The organism is Janthinobacterium sp. Bl 1, assembly GCF_058215535.1.
Genome location: NZ_CM177086.1, coordinates 1,025,297 through 1,041,476 on the forward strand (window position 1 = coordinate 1,025,297; position 16,180 = coordinate 1,041,476).

The window sequence follows — 16,180 nt, forward strand, 5'->3', positions numbered from 1 at the left end:
GAAGCCTAAACAAATTATTTAGGCCGTGCCAGTGGAAATTTTTCTTGTCAAATCAAACACTTGTGGACTGCTTCGCCACACTGTACGCCAGACTGGCGGTTACAAATAGCGCGCCAGCAATGCCTTGTCGAGAGCGCCGTCGAGCTCGATGCGCACGAAGTGGCCGCTGCCAGGCGCCACCTGGATCTCGCTGCCGTCATCGCTGAGCATGCGGGTAATGGTGAAATCGCGGTTGCCGCCCGAATGCACGGCCTCGATGCGGTCGCCCACGGCGAAGCGGTTTTTCACTTCCACCCTGGCCCAGCCGTCCGCCACGCCCAGCACGTCGCCCACGTACTGGCTGCGATCCGCCTCGGACGCGCCGCGCATGTAGTTCTGGTGCGCCTGGGTATGGTGGCGCTGGTAAAAACCGTCCGTGTAGCCGCGGTTGGCCAGGCCTTGCAGCTGGCCCAGGAGGCCAATGTCGAAAGGGCGGCCCGCGACGGCGTCATCGATGGCCTGGCGGTAGACTTGCGCCGTGCGCGCCGCGTAGTACAGCGACTTCGTGCGGCCCTCGACCTTGAGCGAATCGACGCCGATTTTCACCAGGCGCTCGATATGCTCGACGGCGCGCAAGTCCTTCGAATTCATGATGTAGGTGCCGTGCTCGTCTTCGAGTATCGGCATCAGCTGGCCCGGGCGCTGTGCTTCTTCAATCAGATAGGGCTGGTCGGCCAGCGGGTGGCGTGGCTGCTGGTGCAGGGCGGAAAACGCATTGTTGTCGGCCTCGGCCAGCGCCTGGTGAAATTCCAGCGGCACCACCTGCATGCCGCCCAGGTCGCCGCTGGCGTCTTCGGACGCATTTTTCACCTTGTAATCCCAGCGGCAGGAATTCGTGCACGTGCCCTGGTTCGGGTCGCGGTGGTTGAAATAGCCGGACAGCAGGCAGCGGCCCGAATAGGCGATGCACAGGGCGCCGTGGACGAATACCTCGAGCTCCATTTCCGGGCAGCGCTGGCGGATTTCCTCGATCTCGTCGAGCGACAGTTCGCGCGACAAAATCACGCGCGTCAAGCCCATGCGGTGCCAGAATTTGACGTCGGCCCAGTTGACGGCATTCGCCTGCACCGACAGGTGCACGGGGACGTCCGGCCACTTGTCGCGCACCATCATGATCAGGCCCGGGTCGGCCATGATCAGCGCGTCGGGGCGCATGGCGATCACCGGTTCCATGTCGCGCAAATACGTTTTCAGCTTGGCGTTGTGGGCGAAGATATTGCTGGCGACAAAGAACTGCTTGCCTCGCGCATGGGCGCCATCGATGCCCTCCTGCAAGGCTTGCAAGGTCGAAAAATCGTTATTGCGCACGCGCAAGCTGTAGCGCGGCTGGCCCGCGTAGACGGCGTCGGCGCCATAGTCGAAGGCGGCATGCATCTTGGCCAGGGAGCCGGCAGGCAGGAGGAGTTCGGGAGCGTGGCGCATGGAGGATGGGCAAAGCCGGCGATCTTATTCTGGCTGGCCGCATATTGCATTGCCTTGGGTCAAGGGATTGATATCCGCTGCCGGGATGCTCAGGCGTAAAGCGTGCAAGCCTGTGTGTCCCTGGTGCCGCTCGTGCCGGGCTTGCGCTGGCAGAAACCGGCGCAAGCCCTGGCAGGCTAGTGCGCATGCGCGGTCCCGCTGTTGCCGGCCTGTCCCGTCATGGGCAGGTGTTCGGGCGGCATGCCGTCCTTGAACAGTTGACGCAATTGCTGGCGCAGTTCCGGCGTGTCATGGTGATGGTGTACCGAGACCGCGTGCTCCACGGCAATACCCAATAGCTCTTCCTCGCTGTCGGCCGAGATGGCCACCGAGCAATGCGTGTCGCTTGGGAATTCCCGGCAATCGATGAATTTGCGCGTCATGATCGACTCCTTTCCGAAAGGAGCGGGCACAGCACCCGCTCAATTCAGTATAGGCCGCAATCCGGCTCAGGCTGCGCGGCTGTTGATATCGGCCCCGTGCGCCTGCAAGTGTGTTGGCTGCGCCGCAGCGGGCGCAAAATCGTCGACCTGTATCAAGCCGTCAACCAGGCGCGCATAGTCGAGCAAGGTGTTGTGCTCCTGGCAGCTGACCGAGCCCGCCGCCTTGGCTGCGGCCAGCCACTGCTGCATGGCGGACAGGCTTTGCGGCAGGTGCCGCAGGGCCGCGCCTTCGGGCGTGTCCTTCAGGCGTTTTTCGATGTGCAGGATGTCGGGCAGCAGGGCCAGGGCCCGCTCGGCGCAGGCCACGGGGTCGCCGCCTTGGCTATCCTCGATGGCCACATAACTGTCGGCCAGCAGGCGTTCGCGGTCGGCGCCCGGCGTTTGCAGGGCCAGCGCCACCTCGCTGCCCAGTTCATCGGAAGGCGGACGATGGGGCAGGCCAAATGGGAACAGCAAGGTGCGCAGCAGCACGGCCAGCACGCGAGCGGGAAAATTGTCGAGCACACCCGTCAAGCCTTGCTGCGCCTTGACGAGCGCATCTTGCAGCGACCAGTGCACATAGGGCAGGTCGGCCTCGGGACGGCCATCATCCTCGTAGCGCTTCAGCACGGACGACGCCAAGTACAGCTGCGCCAGCACGTCGCCCAAGCGGGCGGACAGCCGCTCGCGGCGCTTGAGTTCGCCACCGAGCACGAACATCGACATATCCGTCATGACGGCAAACGCCGTCGACAGCCGCGTCAGGGCGCGGTAGTAGGGCATCAGTACAGGTGCGCCGGCATCGGGCACGGCCGCCAGGCGCGCGCCGCCCAGTCCGTACCACAAGCCCCTGGCCAGGTTGCCCAGCACAAAGCCGACATGGCCAAAGAAGGCCGCATCGAAATCGTGCAAGGCCTTGCGGCCGTCGCTTTCGCTGACGGCGGCCATTTCTCTGAGCACATACGGATGCGCGCGGATGGCGCCCTGGCCGAAGATGATCAGGCTGCGCGTGAGGATGTTGGCCCCTTCGACCGTGATGGCGATGGGGATTTGCTGGTAGGCGCTGGCGAGGAAATTGTTGGGGCCGATGCAGATGCCCTTGCCGCCGAGAATGTCCATGCCGTCGTTGACGAGCGCGCGGCCCCGTTCCGTGACGTGGTATTTGACGATGGCGGAAATGACGGCCGGCTTTTCGCCCAGGTCGACGGCGTGCGCGGCCAAGGTGCGCGCCGCATCCATCAGGTACAGGTTGGCGCCCATGCGGGCCAGCGCTTCCTGCACCCCCTCGAATTTGCCGATCGGCATGTTGAACTGGCGCCGCACGGCCGCATACGCACCGGTGCCGCGCACGGCCATCTTGCCCATGCCCACGCTGGACGAGGGCAGCGAAATGGCGCGCCCGGCCGCCAGGCACTCCATCAGCATGCGCCATCCCTTGCCCACCTGCGCCTGGCCGCCGATGACCCAGTCGATGGGAATGAACACATCGTTGCCCGACGTGGGGCCGTTCTGGAAGGCGGCGTTCAATGGGTGATGGCGGCGGCCGATCACGACGCCGTCGTGGCAGGCGGGGATCAGGGCGCAAGTGATCCCCGGCGCATCGTTGCTGGACAGCAGATGCTCGGGGTCGCTGGTCTGGAATGCCAGCCCCAGCAAGGTCGCCACAGGCGCCAGGGTGATGTAGCGCTTGTTCCACGTGAGGCGGAAACCGAGGGTAGCGCGGCCCTCATGCATGCCCATGCAGACCACGCCCAGGTCGGGAATGGCGGCCGCATCGGAACCCGCGTACGGGCTGGTCAGCGCAAAGCAGGGAATCTCGGTGCCGTTGGCCAATCGCGGCAGATAATGGTTTTTCTGTTCTTCGGTGCCGTAGTGCAGCAGCAGTTCGGCCGGCCCCAGCGAATTGGGCACCATCACGGTCACGGCCAGCGCCGAGCAGCGGCTCGACAGCTTCATGACAACTTGCGAATGCATGTAGGCGGAGAATTGCTTGCCGCCATATTGCTTGGGGATAATCATGCCGAGGAAACCTTGCGCCTTCATGTAGTCCCAGGCCTGGCGCGGCAAATCCTGTGTCTGCTGCGTTTCCCAGTCGTTGACCAGTTCGCACAGCCGCTCGACGTCGTGATCGAGAAAGTGGCGCTCTTCGGCCGTGAGCGAGGCGCGTCCATAGCTCAGCAGCTTGGGCCAGTCGGGCTTGCCGGAAAACAGGTCCGCATCCCACCACGTGGTACCGGCTTCGAGCGCGTCGCGCTCCGTGTCGGACATCGTCGGCAAAATGCGCTTGAACAGGGCCAGCAGGTGTGGGGTAATCAGGGCGCGGCGCACGGGGCCGGGCGCGAACAGTACAACCAGGCCCAGCAGGGCCACCACCAGTATGATCGTCAGCATGCGATATCTCCCTGTGTAATGACAACAGGATAGGCCGAGATGGCGAATGTTACTGTGCGGTACAGCGCATACGCACAACGCCAACCGCAGGGGTTGGCGTTGTGGTGTCAGGCGTAAAGCGTATTAGCGTTGTGGAACGACAATCACCGTGTCGCCCGTCTTGCCTTTGGCGCCGTCGTCGCCCTTGGCACCATCGTTGCCTTGTGCTCCAGTGGCGCCCTTGGCGCCGTCATATCCGGCGGCACCGCTGTCGCCGGTCTGTCCCGTGGCGCCGGTGGCACCGGTCGCGCCGGCAGGGGCTTCAGCGCCCGTGGCACCCGTCGCGCCGGCAGGACCAGGCGCGCCGGCAGGGCCGGGAACGACTTGTATGACGGTGGGTGCGGGTGGTGCTTCGCGCTGGCAAGCCGTCAGGGCAAGGGTAGAGGCGAGCGCGAGCAATATCAGGGTAGTTTTCATGATGCATCCTTTGGCAGTGTGCCGTAATGTACGGAACGGCTCGACGGCGTCGGGCGCGAGTTTCGCATGGCGGTGTAGCGGGGAGAACTGGCCAGGTGGCCGTTGCGCCGTGTCGCGCAGGGCGCTGGCGGCGGGAAGGGTGTGTGGTCTGCCTGCAGCATGGGCTCTTGGGCTGCTGCAGTCCGTTCGTTTGCGTACACAGCGGTGGGGCAGGGGAGGTTTTGTGCAAAGGAAAACAAAAAAGCCAACCCGAAGGTTGGCTTTTTGCTATGTACTGCTGAATTCTTGGTGGCCCGGGGCGGAATCGAACCACCGACACAAGGATTTTCAATCCTCTGCTCTACCGACTGAGCTACCAGGCCAAGGCGGCGAATTATAGCAGAAAGACTTTCTACCTGACCAGAGCTAGCTGTGTTCAAATGCAACAGATGGCCAAAACATGGTGTTTTGGCATCCTTGTACGACCCGAAGGGATGTGGCGATGCAGCGACGTATTGGAGTGCAGGGCCTGGCGGTGGCGGGCTTGTTCAGTTTGTTTTGCGGTGCGGCGCGGGCCGACGGGCTGGCCGATCTGAATGCGGCGCTGGCCCGATTGCAGGGCCAGATGCCGATCAAGGCGCAGGTCGAATCGAAAAGCTGGCGCCGCGAGGGCGAGGGCAAGGCGGCGGAAGAGGATAGCGGCCAGGCCACGGTCACCGTCGAAGGCGGGCCGGCGGGCTTGCAAGTGCTCTACGGCAAGGACTTGCTGGCGAAAGTGGAGGCCGAGCAGCGCGCCAGGGTGAAGGATCCGAAGGTGAAGACGCCGATCGGCTTTGCGCTGGGAGAAATGAAGGCGACGGAGCTGCGCTCCATGGTGTCGGCGGCGGATGCCCTGTCGCGCGAGATCGAGGAAGCCGTGTTCAGCAGTGAAAAGATGGATAGCTACAAGGGCAAGCCGGCGCGTCTGCTCAGCTTTACTTTATCGCTCGACAAGGTGCCTGAGAAAGACCGCAAGTATGTGAAGAAGTTCGAAGGCGGCATCGAGGTGTGGATCGCCGCGGACGGCACGCCGCTGGCCAGCCATTTCCACTTTGACGTGAGCGGGCGCGCCTTTGTCGTCGTCAGCTTTACGCAAAAGTCGGACGAGACGCGCCAGTATGGCGTCAGCGGCGACCATTTATTGTTGCTGCGCAAGGAGAGCAAGAACACCACCTCGGGCGCGGGCGAGAGGGTGGAGAGCAAGATCGTCAAGACCCTGCAATTGCAGTCCTGACGTGTTGCCGACACAAGCGCTTACATGGCGGCGTAGCTTCCCATCGCGCTCTTTTGCAGCACGCAGCGTCCCGCTTCGCAGGTGGCGCCCGGGTCCGTGACGATGGAGCAGGTCGACATCATGCCGTCCGCTTGCTGCTGCTTGCGGCTGGCCTCGGCTTGCGCCTGGGCCAGTGCCTTGAGTTTCTTGCCGTCATTGCCCTTGCTGGACCAGGCCAGGTAGCGCTCGGGGCCGCCGCAAGCCTTGGCGCCGATGGCGATGGTTTGGCATTGCTGGGTGGAATCGCAGGCGGCGGGGCCCACTTCCGCCTGGATTTGCGCCAGCAAGCCGGCATTGCCGGGGGCGGGCGGCGCATCATCTTGCGTGGGGGCGCTGCCGCAGGCGCTGGCGGCCAGCAGCAGGAAGCTGGCGCACGTGGCGCGCAACAGGGCGGGGTAGGTAGGCGTTTTCATGCCTTCATCATGTGCCACGCTTGCGTAAATGGCAAGCGCGATTCGCACTTGGCCAGAACCTTGATCCCGGTCATTTCCATTGTCAACCCGTCAAAGTTAATATAAATCAACATCCAATCAGCGATGTACGGGTGGCGACCGGGCCGGCGCGCTGCATTCCCGCGCCGGCGCGCGCCGCCGATTCGGGAATGTTTCCAGGAGTTAGACTATGCGCAGCACCATGTCCCCCTTTCTCTTCATCGCCAGCCTCGCTCTCAGTGGCGCGTTGCACGCCGCCAGCAAGGAGCCGATCCAGCCCATCACTGCCGCCAAGGTGGCCAATCCAGCGATGGTCGAGCTGGGCAAGAAACTGTTTTTCGACCCGCGCCTGTCGCGCTCGGGCTTTATTTCCTGCAACAGCTGCCATAACCTGAGCATGGGCGGCACGGACAATATCAAGACCTCGATCGGCCATAACTGGCAGCGCGGGCCTATCAATTCGCCCACCGTGCTCAATGCCAGCATGAACGTGGCGCAATTCTGGGATGGCCGCGCCAAGGATTTGCAGGAGCAGGCGGGCGGCCCCATCGCCAATCCCGGCGAGATGGCTTTTACGCACGAGCTGGCAATCGACGTGCTTGCCTCGATACCCGCCTACCGCGCGGAATTCAGGCAAGTGTTTGGCCAGGACAAGCTGACTATCGAGCAAGTCACGCGCGCCATCGCCGCCTTCGAGGAAGTGCTGGTGACGCCCGGTTCGCGTTTCGACCAGTGGCTGTCGGGCAAGAAAAGCGCGCTGACGAAAGACGAGCTGGCCGGCTACCAGCTGTTCAAATCGAGCGGCTGCATCGCCTGCCATAACGGCCCCGCCGTGGGCGGCAATACCTTCCAGAAGATGGGCGTGGTGGAACCGTATAAAACGGCGATGACGGCAGAAGGGCGCTCGGCCGTGACGGGCAAGGATGCGGACCGCTTCAACTTCAAGGTGCCGACCTTGCGCAACGTGGAGCTGACGTATCCGTACTTCCACGATGGCGAAGCGGCGACCCTGACGCAGGCCGTCGACGTGATGGGCCGCTTGCAGCTGGGCCGCACGTTTACGCCCGACGAAAACGCCAAGCTGGTGGCCTTCCTGAAAACCCTGACGGGCAAGCAGCCGCACATGGTGCTGCCGATCTTGCCGCCATCAAGCGACACGACGCCGCGGCCGGTGCCGTTTGACTGAGTGGGTGTGGTGTCGGATTACGCCCTTGCGGGCTAATCCGACCTACTCTCTCGGCGTAGGTCGGATTAGCGGCGTCACGCCGCGTAATCCGACATTCTGATATCGCTTACTTCAACGTACGCTGGAACAGCTGATAAATCCGGCGGTACTCGTCATACCACGCTTCCGGCTGCACGAAGCCGTGGCGCTCCATCGGGTAGCTGGCCATTTCCCAGTTGTCCTTTTTCAACTCGATCAGGCGCTGCGACAGGCGCACGGAGTCCTGGTAAAACACGTTGTCGTCGATCATGCCGTGGGCGATCAGCAGGTTGCCCGTCAGCTTGTCCGCGTACTCGATCGGCGACGAAATCTTGTACGCTTGCGGATCGATGTCCGGCGTGTTCAGGATATTCGCCGTGTACTCGTGGTTGTAGGTCGTCCAGTCCGTCACGGGACGCAGGGCGGCGCCCGACTTGAAGATGTCCGGCGCGCGCATCAGGGCCATCAGGCTCATGAAACCGCCATAGCTGCCGCCATAGATGCCCACGTTCCGGATGTCGCCCTGGTGCTGTGCTGCCAGCCAGTTTGCGCCATCGACAAAATCTTCCAGTTCCGGGTGGCCCATCTGGCGGTAGATGGCCGTGCGCCAGGCGCTGCCGTAGCCGAGCGAGGCGCGGTAGTCGACGTCGAGCACGATATAGCCTTGCTCGACCAGCAGGTTGTGGAACATCTGTTCGCGGAAGTAGACGGGATAGCGCTCGGTCACATTCTGCAGGTAGCCGGCGCCGTGCGCGAACATGACGACAGGATAGCGCTTGCCCGCTTCCAGCTGCTTTGGCCGGTACAGCTTGGCCCAGATCGGTGCCGCGCCATGCGTGGACGGCACTTGCACCAGTTCCGGCATGACCCAGTTGCGCGCCTTGAAGGCGTCGCTGCGCGTATCGGTGAGGATAGTCGCCTTGCCGCCGGCAACGGAAATCGTGGCCAGCTGGGCCGGCATATAGCTGGTGGAATAGCGCAGCAGCAGTTTGCCGTTGTCGGGCGACAGGCCGAAGTTTTCCACGCCTTTCAAACTGGTGACTTCGCGCGCGCCGCCATCCTTGGCCGTGCTGGCGCACACTTCATACGTGCCTGGCGCCTGCCGGTTGCACATGAAATAGGCATTTTTGCCGTCGCGGCTCCATTCGACGGCGCTCACTTCCCACTGGCCGCTGGTCAAGGCGCGTGCCGGGGCCGCGCCCGTTTTCGTGTACAGGTGGGCGTAGCCGCTTTCCTCGGACAGATACCACAAGGTGGCGTTGTCTGGCAGCCAGCCGAATTCCTCGGCGCGGCGGTTGACCCAGGCCGTATCGCTGATGCGGTGCACGGGCACGAGGGCGCCGTTGGCCAGGTCGACGTTGGCGAGCCAGCCGTCCTTGTTATCGATGGCGCGGATGCGCACGGCGGCCTTGCTGCCGTCATCGGTCCAGGCGATGCCGTCGCGCTGGGCATCGATGCGCACGGCGCGGTTGCCTTTCAGGGGCGGCAGCTTCTGTTCGGCGCGCAGGGAGGCCAACGGATCGGTGGCGATGCCGGGCAGGCTGTCAAAGGCGATCTCGCGCACCTGGCCCGTGCGCAGGTCCGCCAGTTTCAGGCTTTGCGCAATCGGCATGTTGCGGCCCACGCGCGTGCGCTCGTCGTCCGCTTCCGGGTAGCCCGTTTCCGTGACGTAGCGGGCCAGTTTGCCCAGCTTGCCTTTTTCGGCGGCCTTGTCTTGCGTGACGAACAGCAGCCAGCGGCCGTCCGGCGACAGGGCGCTGCCGGAAATCGTCACTTTCTCGCCCAGGTAGATCGGTTCCGGCGCGCGCGTGGCGTCCAGGCGGCGCTCTTCGTGGCGGCGTTCGCGGCTCGCGTCGCGGTCTTCCTTCTGGCGCGCCAGGTTGACGATCAGGCGCAGTTGCAGCTCGCGCAGGGCGTCCGCTTCCGGCTTGGCGTCCGGGTCCTTGGCCGCGCGCAGCAGGGCGACGGGGGCGCTCAGGCGATCGAGACGGTTCCAGCTGAACCAGTCGGTGCCGCTGCGGTACTGCACGGCGCCGCCATCGGCGGAATATTGCGGGTCGCTGATGGCCGTCACGCCGCGCGTAATCTGCGTCAGGGCGCCGTTTTTCAGGTCGCGCTCGAACAGGTCGCCGTTGCGCAGCAGGATGGCGCGCGTGCCGGCCCGGTTGACGACCATCTGCTGGCCATCGAGATTGGCCAGCTGCGCATCGTCGACCTTCTTGCCGCTATTGAGCTTGGCATTCGCGCCTGGAGATTGAAACGTGTCGCGCAGGGGCGAGCCGAGGCGTTTTTGCTTGTAGTAGAGCTGGCCATTCCAGCCCCACCATGCCGCTTCGACGGGTGTGCCGATCCAGTCGGGATCGGCCATGGCCTGGTCCAAGGTGATCGGCGTGGGCGCAGTGGAGGTGGAGGAAGGGGCCGCATGCGCGGCGGGCAGCAAAGAGAGCAGCAGGAGCGGCAGCAGGGGAAGAACCAGACGCATCGGGGATCGCTTTAATCAAAGGGGATGGTGAAGGTACAGGCTATGAGGCCGGTATTCTAGCGGAGGAGTTGCGTGCAGGAAATGTCGGAAAGCTAAGCTTGACGCCCGGCCAGCCAGGCGAGAAAGTCGGCGAGCGGCATCGGCCGCGCATACAGGAAGCCCTGCAAGCCGTCGCAATCGTGGGCGATGAGGAAGTCGGCTTGCTCCTGCGTTTCCACGCCTTCGGCCACGACGCGCAAGCCCAGGTGGCGCGCCATGGCCAGTATCGCCTGCACGATGGCCGTGTCGCGCGCATCGTGCGGCGTGTCGTCGATGAAGCGCTTGTCGATTTTGAGTTCGTACAGCGGCATCGAGGTCAGGTAGGCGAGGCTGGAATAGCCGGTGCCGAAATCGTCGATGGAAAAGCGGATGCCCAGTTCCGCCAGTTCGCGCATGCGCGCCAGCGAGGCATCGCGCTGGTCGATCAGCAAACCCTCCGTCAATTCCAGGATCAGGGCGCCGGCCGGCGTGCCGTGTTCGGCCAGCGCCGCCTGCACGCGGGAAGCGAAATCGGGCTGGCGGAACTGGGCCGGGCTGACGTTCACGGACAGGGCGACGGGCGATCCCGCCTGCGCCAGCACCCTGGCGGCGCGGCACGCTTCGCGCAGGGCCCAGTGGCCCAGCTTGACGATCAGTCCCGATTCTTCGGCGATGGGAATGAAGATATCCGGCGCGATGTACGTGCCGTCCGCCTGCGGCCAGCGCATCAGCAATTCGGCGCCCGTGACCCGGCCGTGACGGTCGACCTGCGGCTGCACGTGCATGCATAAAACATGGTCATCGAGGGCGCGCGCCAGCGCCCGTTCCAGGGTCAGCCGGCGCTCCACGCCCGCCTGCATGGCCGCTTCAAAGAAGGCGATGCCGTTGCGCCCTTCCGCCTTGGCGCGATACATGGCGATGTCCGCTTCGCGCAGCAGGTCGTGCGCCTGCTGCTCCATTTTCGGCAGCAGGGTCACGCCGATGCTGGCGCTGCAATGATAGGACTGCGCGCCGATCTCGAAGTCGCGCGCGATGGCGGCGCGGATTTTCTCGGCCACCTGGGCTGCTGCGCGCGCGGCGCTGTCCAGGTCATCGGCCAGGTGCGCCAGCAGCACGACGAATTCATCGCCGCCGATGCGCGCCACTGTGTCGGCCTTGCGCATCAGCTGCGCCAGCCGTTCGCCGGCCAGGCGCAGCAGCGCGTCGCCCGTGGCGTGGCCGCGCGCGTCGTTGATGTGCTTGAAGTGGTCGAGGTCGATGAACATCAGCGCGCTGATGGTATGGTTGCGCGGCGCGGCGGCCAGCAAGTGGCCGATGCGGTCCATCAGCAGGCGCCGGTTGGGCAGGCCCGTCAGCACGTCATAGAAGGCCAGGCGGTGGATGTCCGCTTCCGATTTCTTGCGCTCGTCGATTTCGCGCTCGACGGCCACCCAGTGCGTCTGCCTGCCGTCCGCATCCGTGAACGGCACCAGTTCCGCTTCGACCCAGTAGGCCTTGCCGGCCTTGTTGTAATTCAGCAATTCCGCCCGTGCCGGCTGGGCGCGGGCCATGGCGGCGGCGACGCGCGCCAGTTCGTCCGCATCGGTGGCGGGGCCTTGCTGGAACAGCAGGCTGCGGCCCAGCACCTCGGCGCGCGCATAGCCGCTGCTGCGCTCGAAGGCGTCGTTGACGAAGATGATGCGCGTGGCCGGCACCGCATCCGTGCCGAGCGAGGTAGCGGCCACTTCGGCGATCATCACCATGTCGTTCAGGCGGGCCAGCGCCGTGGCCGTCAGGCGCAGATCGGCGTTCAGCTGCGACAGGGCCTGGCTGCTGCGCTCCAGGTGGCGCAGCAGGAAGGCGCACGACAGGGTCAGCACGGCGGCGATGAACAGGAAGTTCAGGGCCACGATCAGCGCGCGCAGCACGGGCGAATCGGGCACGCCGCGCAATTGCAGTTCCACGTCGGGATGCAGGCCGAGCAGGAAGATGGTCAGCGATGTCAGCGCCAGGGTGGACAAGGCTGGCCGCATGCCCAGCAGCAGGGCCGCCAGCACGGGCATGAGCATCATGTAGATCTGGCTGACGGGGCCGATTTTCATCAGCAGGCCCACGCCCACCAAATAGGCGACGATGAGGAATTGCCACACGCGCCAGCGGTAGGGCATGGCGCGCAGATGCCAGATGAGGCCGATCCAGCCGATGGCCAGCAAGTCGAGGGCTACTATGGACCAGATAGCTTCGCGCGCGGCCAGCAGGGCGCTGGGAATGGCAGTGACGATGCCCAGCAGCAGCACCGCCTGCAGCAGGCGCGCAAAAATCTGTCCGCGCCAGTGCGCGAGGTCGTTTGACGCGGCCACGCTGCCGTCCTTTCCCCAGGGAGCTCTGCTGCCGAGCTGAGCAGTATGGTAAAAATATTACGCGGTATCTTTCAGCATGTCATCTTGATCATTCGGCATGATTGACGGCGCGACCACAAGGCGCACCGGGCTTCCTAGTCCGTTTGCGCCGTGGGCCAGTAGTGGCTATCGGGCGTATCGCGCGCGCCGAAGATGGCCTGGCCGACGCGCACGACGGTGGCGCCTTCTTCAATGGCGATTTCATAATCGCCGGACATGCCCATCGACAGCTCATCGAGGCTGATGCCATCGGGGACGTCCTGGCGCAGCCGGTCGCGCAATTCGCGCAGCAGCACGAAGCAGCGGCGCACGCGCACCGCTTCCGCCGACAACAGGGCCAAGGTCATGAGCCCGCGCACCCGCAGCGAAGGGAAGGCGTGCAGCTGGCGCAGGAAAGCGGCCACCTCGTCCGGCGGCAAGCCGTACTTGCTGGCTTCTCCCGAGGTGTTTACTTGCACGAACACATCGAGCCCGCGCCCTTCCGCTTGCAGGCGCCGTTCCAGCGCCTCGGCCACGCGCAGGCTGTCGAGTGCCTGGAATTCGCTGGCAAAGCGCGCCACCAGCTTGGCCTTGTTGGTCTGCAAATGGCCGATCACCGACCATTGCAGGTCGGCCAGATCCCCCATCGCTTCCCATTTGCGGCCCGCTTCCTGCGGCTTGTTTTCTCCCAGCATGCGGCAACCGGCGGCGTAGGCCAGGCGCAGGCTCGCCTCGGGCTTGGTCTTGCTGACCGGCAGCAGGCGCACGCCGGCCGGATCGCGCCCGACCCGCTGGCAGGCGGCCGCCATGCGCGAATGCACTGCCGCCAGATTGCGGCGGAAGTCGTCCACCGATACGGCTTGCGGCCAGCGCCCATGCCGCTCATGCATGGTGGGGGTGAGCAGGGGAGTGTCATTGTTCATGTGTCAGCCTTGTATTTGCCTTTAGCGGCAGCAGTCGCGGGAGTGGTGTATTATTGTCCTATGCCAAAATATATCATGTCTGAGACTATCGTGAAGATTGCCGGAAAAACCTCCGCGGAACTGTTCGACAGCATCCGCGCGCTGACGCAGGCGGGCGAATTGCTGCCGGGCCAGGAGCTGCCGACCGTGCGCGAGCTGGCCGCGACCCTGGGCGTCAACCGCAATACCGTGTCATTGGCCTACAAGCGCCTGGTGACGGCCGGGATCGCGGTCACGCAAGGACGCCTGGGCACGGCCATCCGCGCGCAGCGCGATCCTGGCGAGCAGGAAGGCTTGCTGCCCGGCTCGCCCTTGGCCGACCTGGGCGGCGGCAATCCGAACCTGGCCTGGCTGCCCGATGTCGGCGCGGCCCTGGCGCGCAAGCCATACCGCCCGCGCCTGTATGGCGAAGCTACCGTGGATCCGGAACTGGAAGTGCTGGCGCGGCGCTGGCTGGCCGGCGATTGCCCCGAAGGCCACGACATCACCGTGACGAATGGGGCCGTCGATGCGGTCGAGCGCCTCCTGGGGGCGTACCTGGCCGCGGGCGACAAGGTAGCCGTGGAAGACCCGTGCTTCGTCAGCAGTATCAACACCTTGCGCATCGCCGGCCTGCACGCCGTTGGCGTGGCCGTCGATGCCGAGGGCATGCAGGCCGCAGCGCTGGAACGGGCGCTGGCGCAAGGCGCGCAAGCCGTCATCGTGACGCCGCGCGCGCACAATCCCACCGGCTGCAGCCTGAGCGCGGCGCGCGCGGACCAGCTGCGCGCCGTGCTGGCCGCCTACCCGCACGTGCTGGTCATCGTCGACGACCATTTTTCGCTGCTGTCCGCCGCCGGTTACCAGGACGTGATACCCCCGGCGGCCCGGCGCTGGGCGCTGATCCGTTCCGTATCGAAGATCTTCGGCCCCGACCTGCGCCTGGCCGTTGTCGCCAGCGACGGGCAGACGGCACAACGTTTGCGCCTGCGACTGGCGCCCGGCACGAACTGGGTCAGCCATCTCTTGCAGGACGCCGTGAGCGCCTGCCTGTCGTCGTCCGACGTGTCCGCGCAGGTGGTCCTGGCCCGCGCAGACTATGCGCGCCGCCGCGACATAGTGGCGGCGGCGCTGGCGGCGCAAGGCCTGGATTGCGCCAGCCCCGCCGATGGCCTGAACCTGTGGCTGCCGCTGCCGGACAGCAGCCAGGCGGCCGTGCTGGCGCTGGCCCGGCATGGCTGGCTGGTGCGCGGCGGCGAAGCGTTCGGCGTGCAGGCGCCGGCGCAGGGATTGCGGATCACCGTGTCGACCATCGACGAAGCGGGCGCGCAGGCGTTCGCCGGCGTGCTGGCCCGGGTGCTGGGCCGGCCATAGTTTTAATTCCTAGCCACAGAAGGGAACATCATGAAAGTCCATTTCATCGTGCATGAAGCATTCGAGGCGCCGGGCGCCTATGAGACTTGGGTGCGCGAACGGGGCCACGAGGCCACGTATTCCCGCGTCCATGCCCATGAGCCGCTGCCTGGTTCCATCGCGGACATCGACCTGCTGGTCGTCATGGGCGGGCCGCAGTCGCCGTCGACGACGCGCGAGGAATGCCCGCATTTCGATGCCGCAGCCGAACAGGCCCTGATAGCCGCCTGTGCCGCGGCGGGCAAAGCCGTCGTCGGCGTTTGCCTGGGCGCGCAGCTGATCGGCGCAGCCCTGGGAGCACGGCACGCGCACAGCCCTGAAAAGGAGATCGGCAAGTTCCCCATCATGCTGACGGCAGACGGAAAGGCGAACGACAGGTTCGCCCATTTTGGCGATGTCCTGGAAACGGGGCATTGGCACAGCGACATGCCGGGCCTGACCGACAGCGCGAAGATCATCGCCTATAGCGAAGGCTGCCCCCGTCAGATCGTCGAATACGGCAATTTGGTGTACGGCTTCCAGTGTCACATGGAGTTCACGCCGGAGGTGGTCGACCTGCTGATCGCCGCGTCGGAAACAGAACTGGCCACGCTCACGTCGCACCGTTTCGTGCAGCAGCCAGCGGCCCTGCGCGCCCACGACTGGCAAGCGATGAATGGCCAGCTGTTTATCTTCCTCGACCGGCTGATGCAGGCTTACGCAGCGCCATAAAAAACGCCAGCATGACGCTGGCGTTGTTGGGGCAAGCAGGCGAGGCGCTTATTTCTTCGGCGCGCTCAGGCATTCCTTCATGAACGCCTTGCGGGCGTCGCCCTTCATGTCCTTTGCGTCGACATTGCACGCCTTCATCTTGTTTTGCTGCGTCATGGCCGGCGCCGGCTTGGCGCTCAGGCATTCCTTCATGAAGGCCTTGCGCTCATCGCCTTTCTTGCCGGCGGCATCCGCATTGCAGGTGGTCATTTTTGACTGTTGGGCCGTCTTGGCGACGGGCGCCGCTTCCGGTGCGGCGGCAAAGGCGGTGCTGGCAAACGCGGCGGCGATGCAGAGGGCGATGAATTGTTTCATGGTAAATCCTTTAGGCGCAGTCAGTGGAAGGGGACATGCAAGCGGCAGGCAATGCCGATATGCAGAACGTAACTAACTATATGACATTTATCAACAAAATTTCCACTCGAGTGTGTCTTTTTGTTACTGACAGGCACAAGGCGCCTGCCGGCTGGCCCGGGCAGCCATGTTGCGGCGGCAGCGTCCCTTTTTTTTGCTATGCTAGCGTC

The 16,180-nt window shown here is 64.6% G+C and carries 13 protein-coding genes and 1 tRNA gene; 4 read left to right on the top strand and 10 right to left on the bottom strand.

Features of this window, described 5'->3' with window-relative positions; genetic code table 11:
- Positions 1-99: 99 nt before the first annotated feature.
- The 5 genes from trhP to AC4BCN_RS04640 all read right to left on the bottom strand — a co-directional run bounded on the left by trhP (position 100) and on the right by AC4BCN_RS04640 (position 5,131).
- Complete coding sequence (gene trhP, locus AC4BCN_RS04620; protein ID WP_490492684.1) at positions 100-1,461, bottom strand: prephenate-dependent tRNA uridine(34) hydroxylase TrhP; 1,362 nt, start codon at positions 1,459-1,461, stop codon at positions 100-102.
- A 176-nt stretch (positions 1,462-1,637) separates the two neighbouring features.
- A complete protein-coding gene (locus tag AC4BCN_RS04625) occupies positions 1,638-1,883 on the bottom strand; it encodes a DUF1059 domain-containing protein (RefSeq protein ID WP_070305491.1) in 246 nt (81 codons plus the stop codon).
- A 66-nt stretch (positions 1,884-1,949) separates the two neighbouring features.
- A complete protein-coding gene (locus tag AC4BCN_RS04630) occupies positions 1,950-4,313 on the bottom strand; it encodes an acyl-CoA dehydrogenase (protein ID WP_490492685.1) in 2,364 nt (787 codons plus the stop codon).
- A 123-nt stretch (positions 4,314-4,436) separates the two neighbouring features.
- Positions 4,437-4,769 carry a collagen-like protein gene (locus tag AC4BCN_RS04635; protein WP_338680691.1) on the bottom strand — a complete coding sequence of 111 codons (333 nt, stop codon included), beginning with the start codon at positions 4,767-4,769 and terminating at the stop codon, positions 4,437-4,439.
- Positions 4,770-5,055: 286 nt separating this feature from the next.
- Positions 5,056-5,131: transfer RNA gene (locus tag AC4BCN_RS04640), tRNA-Phe, on the bottom strand.
- A 119-nt stretch (positions 5,132-5,250) separates the two neighbouring features.
- Between AC4BCN_RS04640 and AC4BCN_RS04645 the strand changes: the two genes are divergently transcribed.
- Positions 5,251-6,021, top strand: coding sequence for a hypothetical protein (locus AC4BCN_RS04645; protein ID WP_252867166.1), 771 nt, complete (start codon positions 5,251-5,253; stop codon positions 6,019-6,021).
- 20 nt (positions 6,022-6,041) lie between these two features.
- Here the strand turns inward: AC4BCN_RS04645 and AC4BCN_RS04650 are convergent, their stop codons facing one another.
- The gene (locus AC4BCN_RS04650) at positions 6,042-6,473 is read right to left on the bottom strand and encodes a hypothetical protein (RefSeq protein WP_490492686.1); all 432 of its coding nucleotides are present in this window, start codon (positions 6,471-6,473) and stop codon (positions 6,042-6,044) included.
- A 220-nt stretch (positions 6,474-6,693) separates the two neighbouring features.
- Here AC4BCN_RS04650 and AC4BCN_RS04655 point away from each other — a divergent pair, with 220 nt between their 5' ends.
- The gene (locus AC4BCN_RS04655; protein WP_338680694.1) at positions 6,694-7,677 is read left to right on the top strand and encodes a cytochrome-c peroxidase; all 984 of its coding nucleotides are present in this window, start codon (positions 6,694-6,696) and stop codon (positions 7,675-7,677) included.
- Positions 7,678-7,783: 106 nt separating this feature from the next.
- On the opposite strand, the gene AC4BCN_RS04660 is transcribed toward AC4BCN_RS04655, so the two are convergent.
- The 3 genes from AC4BCN_RS04660 to AC4BCN_RS04670 form a co-directional block, all read right to left on the bottom strand.
- Complete coding sequence (locus AC4BCN_RS04660; protein WP_490492687.1) at positions 7,784-10,177, bottom strand: S9 family peptidase; 2,394 nt, start codon at positions 10,175-10,177, stop codon at positions 7,784-7,786.
- Between the two features lie 92 nt (positions 10,178-10,269).
- Positions 10,270-12,534: a putative bifunctional diguanylate cyclase/phosphodiesterase gene (locus tag AC4BCN_RS04665; RefSeq protein ID WP_490492688.1), complete on the bottom strand. Its 2,265-nt coding sequence runs from the start codon at positions 12,532-12,534 to the stop codon at positions 10,270-10,272.
- 134 nt (positions 12,535-12,668) lie between these two features.
- A complete protein-coding gene (locus AC4BCN_RS04670; RefSeq protein ID WP_490492689.1) occupies positions 12,669-13,475 on the bottom strand; it encodes a YggS family pyridoxal phosphate-dependent enzyme in 807 nt (268 codons plus the stop codon).
- Positions 13,476-13,565: 90 nt separating this feature from the next.
- Here AC4BCN_RS04670 and ptsJ point away from each other — a divergent pair, with 90 nt between their 5' ends.
- Together ptsJ and AC4BCN_RS04680 are read left to right on the top strand one after the other, a co-directional pair.
- Positions 13,566-14,867 carry a MocR-like B6 salvage transcription factor PtsJ gene (ptsJ, locus tag AC4BCN_RS04675; RefSeq protein ID WP_490493573.1) on the top strand — a complete coding sequence of 434 codons (1,302 nt, stop codon included), beginning with the start codon at positions 13,566-13,568 and terminating at the stop codon, positions 14,865-14,867.
- 30 nt (positions 14,868-14,897) lie between these two features.
- The gene (locus AC4BCN_RS04680) at positions 14,898-15,617 is read left to right on the top strand and encodes a glutamine amidotransferase-related protein (RefSeq protein ID WP_490492690.1); all 720 of its coding nucleotides are present in this window, start codon (positions 14,898-14,900) and stop codon (positions 15,615-15,617) included.
- A gap of 48 nt (positions 15,618-15,665) precedes the next feature.
- Here AC4BCN_RS04680 and AC4BCN_RS04685 read toward each other — a convergent pair whose 3' ends face one another.
- The gene (locus AC4BCN_RS04685) at positions 15,666-15,971 is read right to left on the bottom strand and encodes a PsiF family protein (protein WP_034753527.1); all 306 of its coding nucleotides are present in this window, start codon (positions 15,969-15,971) and stop codon (positions 15,666-15,668) included.
- Positions 15,972-16,180: the final 209 nt, after the last annotated feature.

Excerpts from the sequence above, each read along its gene's own strand:
- trhP (WP_490492684.1), bottom strand. The coding sequence starts at position 1,461 with ATGCGCCACGCTCCCGAACTCCTCCTGCCTGCCGGCTCCCTGGCCAAG.
- AC4BCN_RS04625 (WP_070305491.1), bottom strand. The coding sequence starts at position 1,883 with ATGACGCGCAAATTCATCGATTGCCGGGAATTCCCAAGCGACACGCAT.
- AC4BCN_RS04630 (WP_490492685.1), bottom strand. The coding sequence starts at position 4,313 with ATGCTGACGATCATACTGGTGGTGGCCCTGCTGGGCCTGGTTGTACTG.
- AC4BCN_RS04635 (WP_338680691.1), bottom strand. The coding sequence starts at position 4,769 with ATGAAAACTACCCTGATATTGCTCGCGCTCGCCTCTACCCTTGCCCTG.
- AC4BCN_RS04645 (WP_252867166.1), top strand. The coding sequence starts at position 5,251 with ATGCAGCGACGTATTGGAGTGCAGGGCCTGGCGGTGGCGGGCTTGTTC.
- AC4BCN_RS04650 (WP_490492686.1), bottom strand. The coding sequence starts at position 6,473 with ATGAAAACGCCTACCTACCCCGCCCTGTTGCGCGCCACGTGCGCCAGC.
- AC4BCN_RS04655 (WP_338680694.1), top strand. The coding sequence starts at position 6,694 with ATGTCCCCCTTTCTCTTCATCGCCAGCCTCGCTCTCAGTGGCGCGTTG.
- AC4BCN_RS04660 (WP_490492687.1), bottom strand. The coding sequence starts at position 10,177 with ATGCGTCTGGTTCTTCCCCTGCTGCCGCTCCTGCTGCTCTCTTTGCTG.
- AC4BCN_RS04670 (WP_490492689.1), bottom strand. The coding sequence starts at position 13,475 with ATGAACAATGACACTCCCCTGCTCACCCCCACCATGCATGAGCGGCAT.
- AC4BCN_RS04680 (WP_490492690.1), top strand. The coding sequence starts at position 14,898 with ATGAAAGTCCATTTCATCGTGCATGAAGCATTCGAGGCGCCGGGCGCC.
- AC4BCN_RS04685 (WP_034753527.1), bottom strand. The coding sequence starts at position 15,971 with ATGAAACAATTCATCGCCCTCTGCATCGCCGCCGCGTTTGCCAGCACC.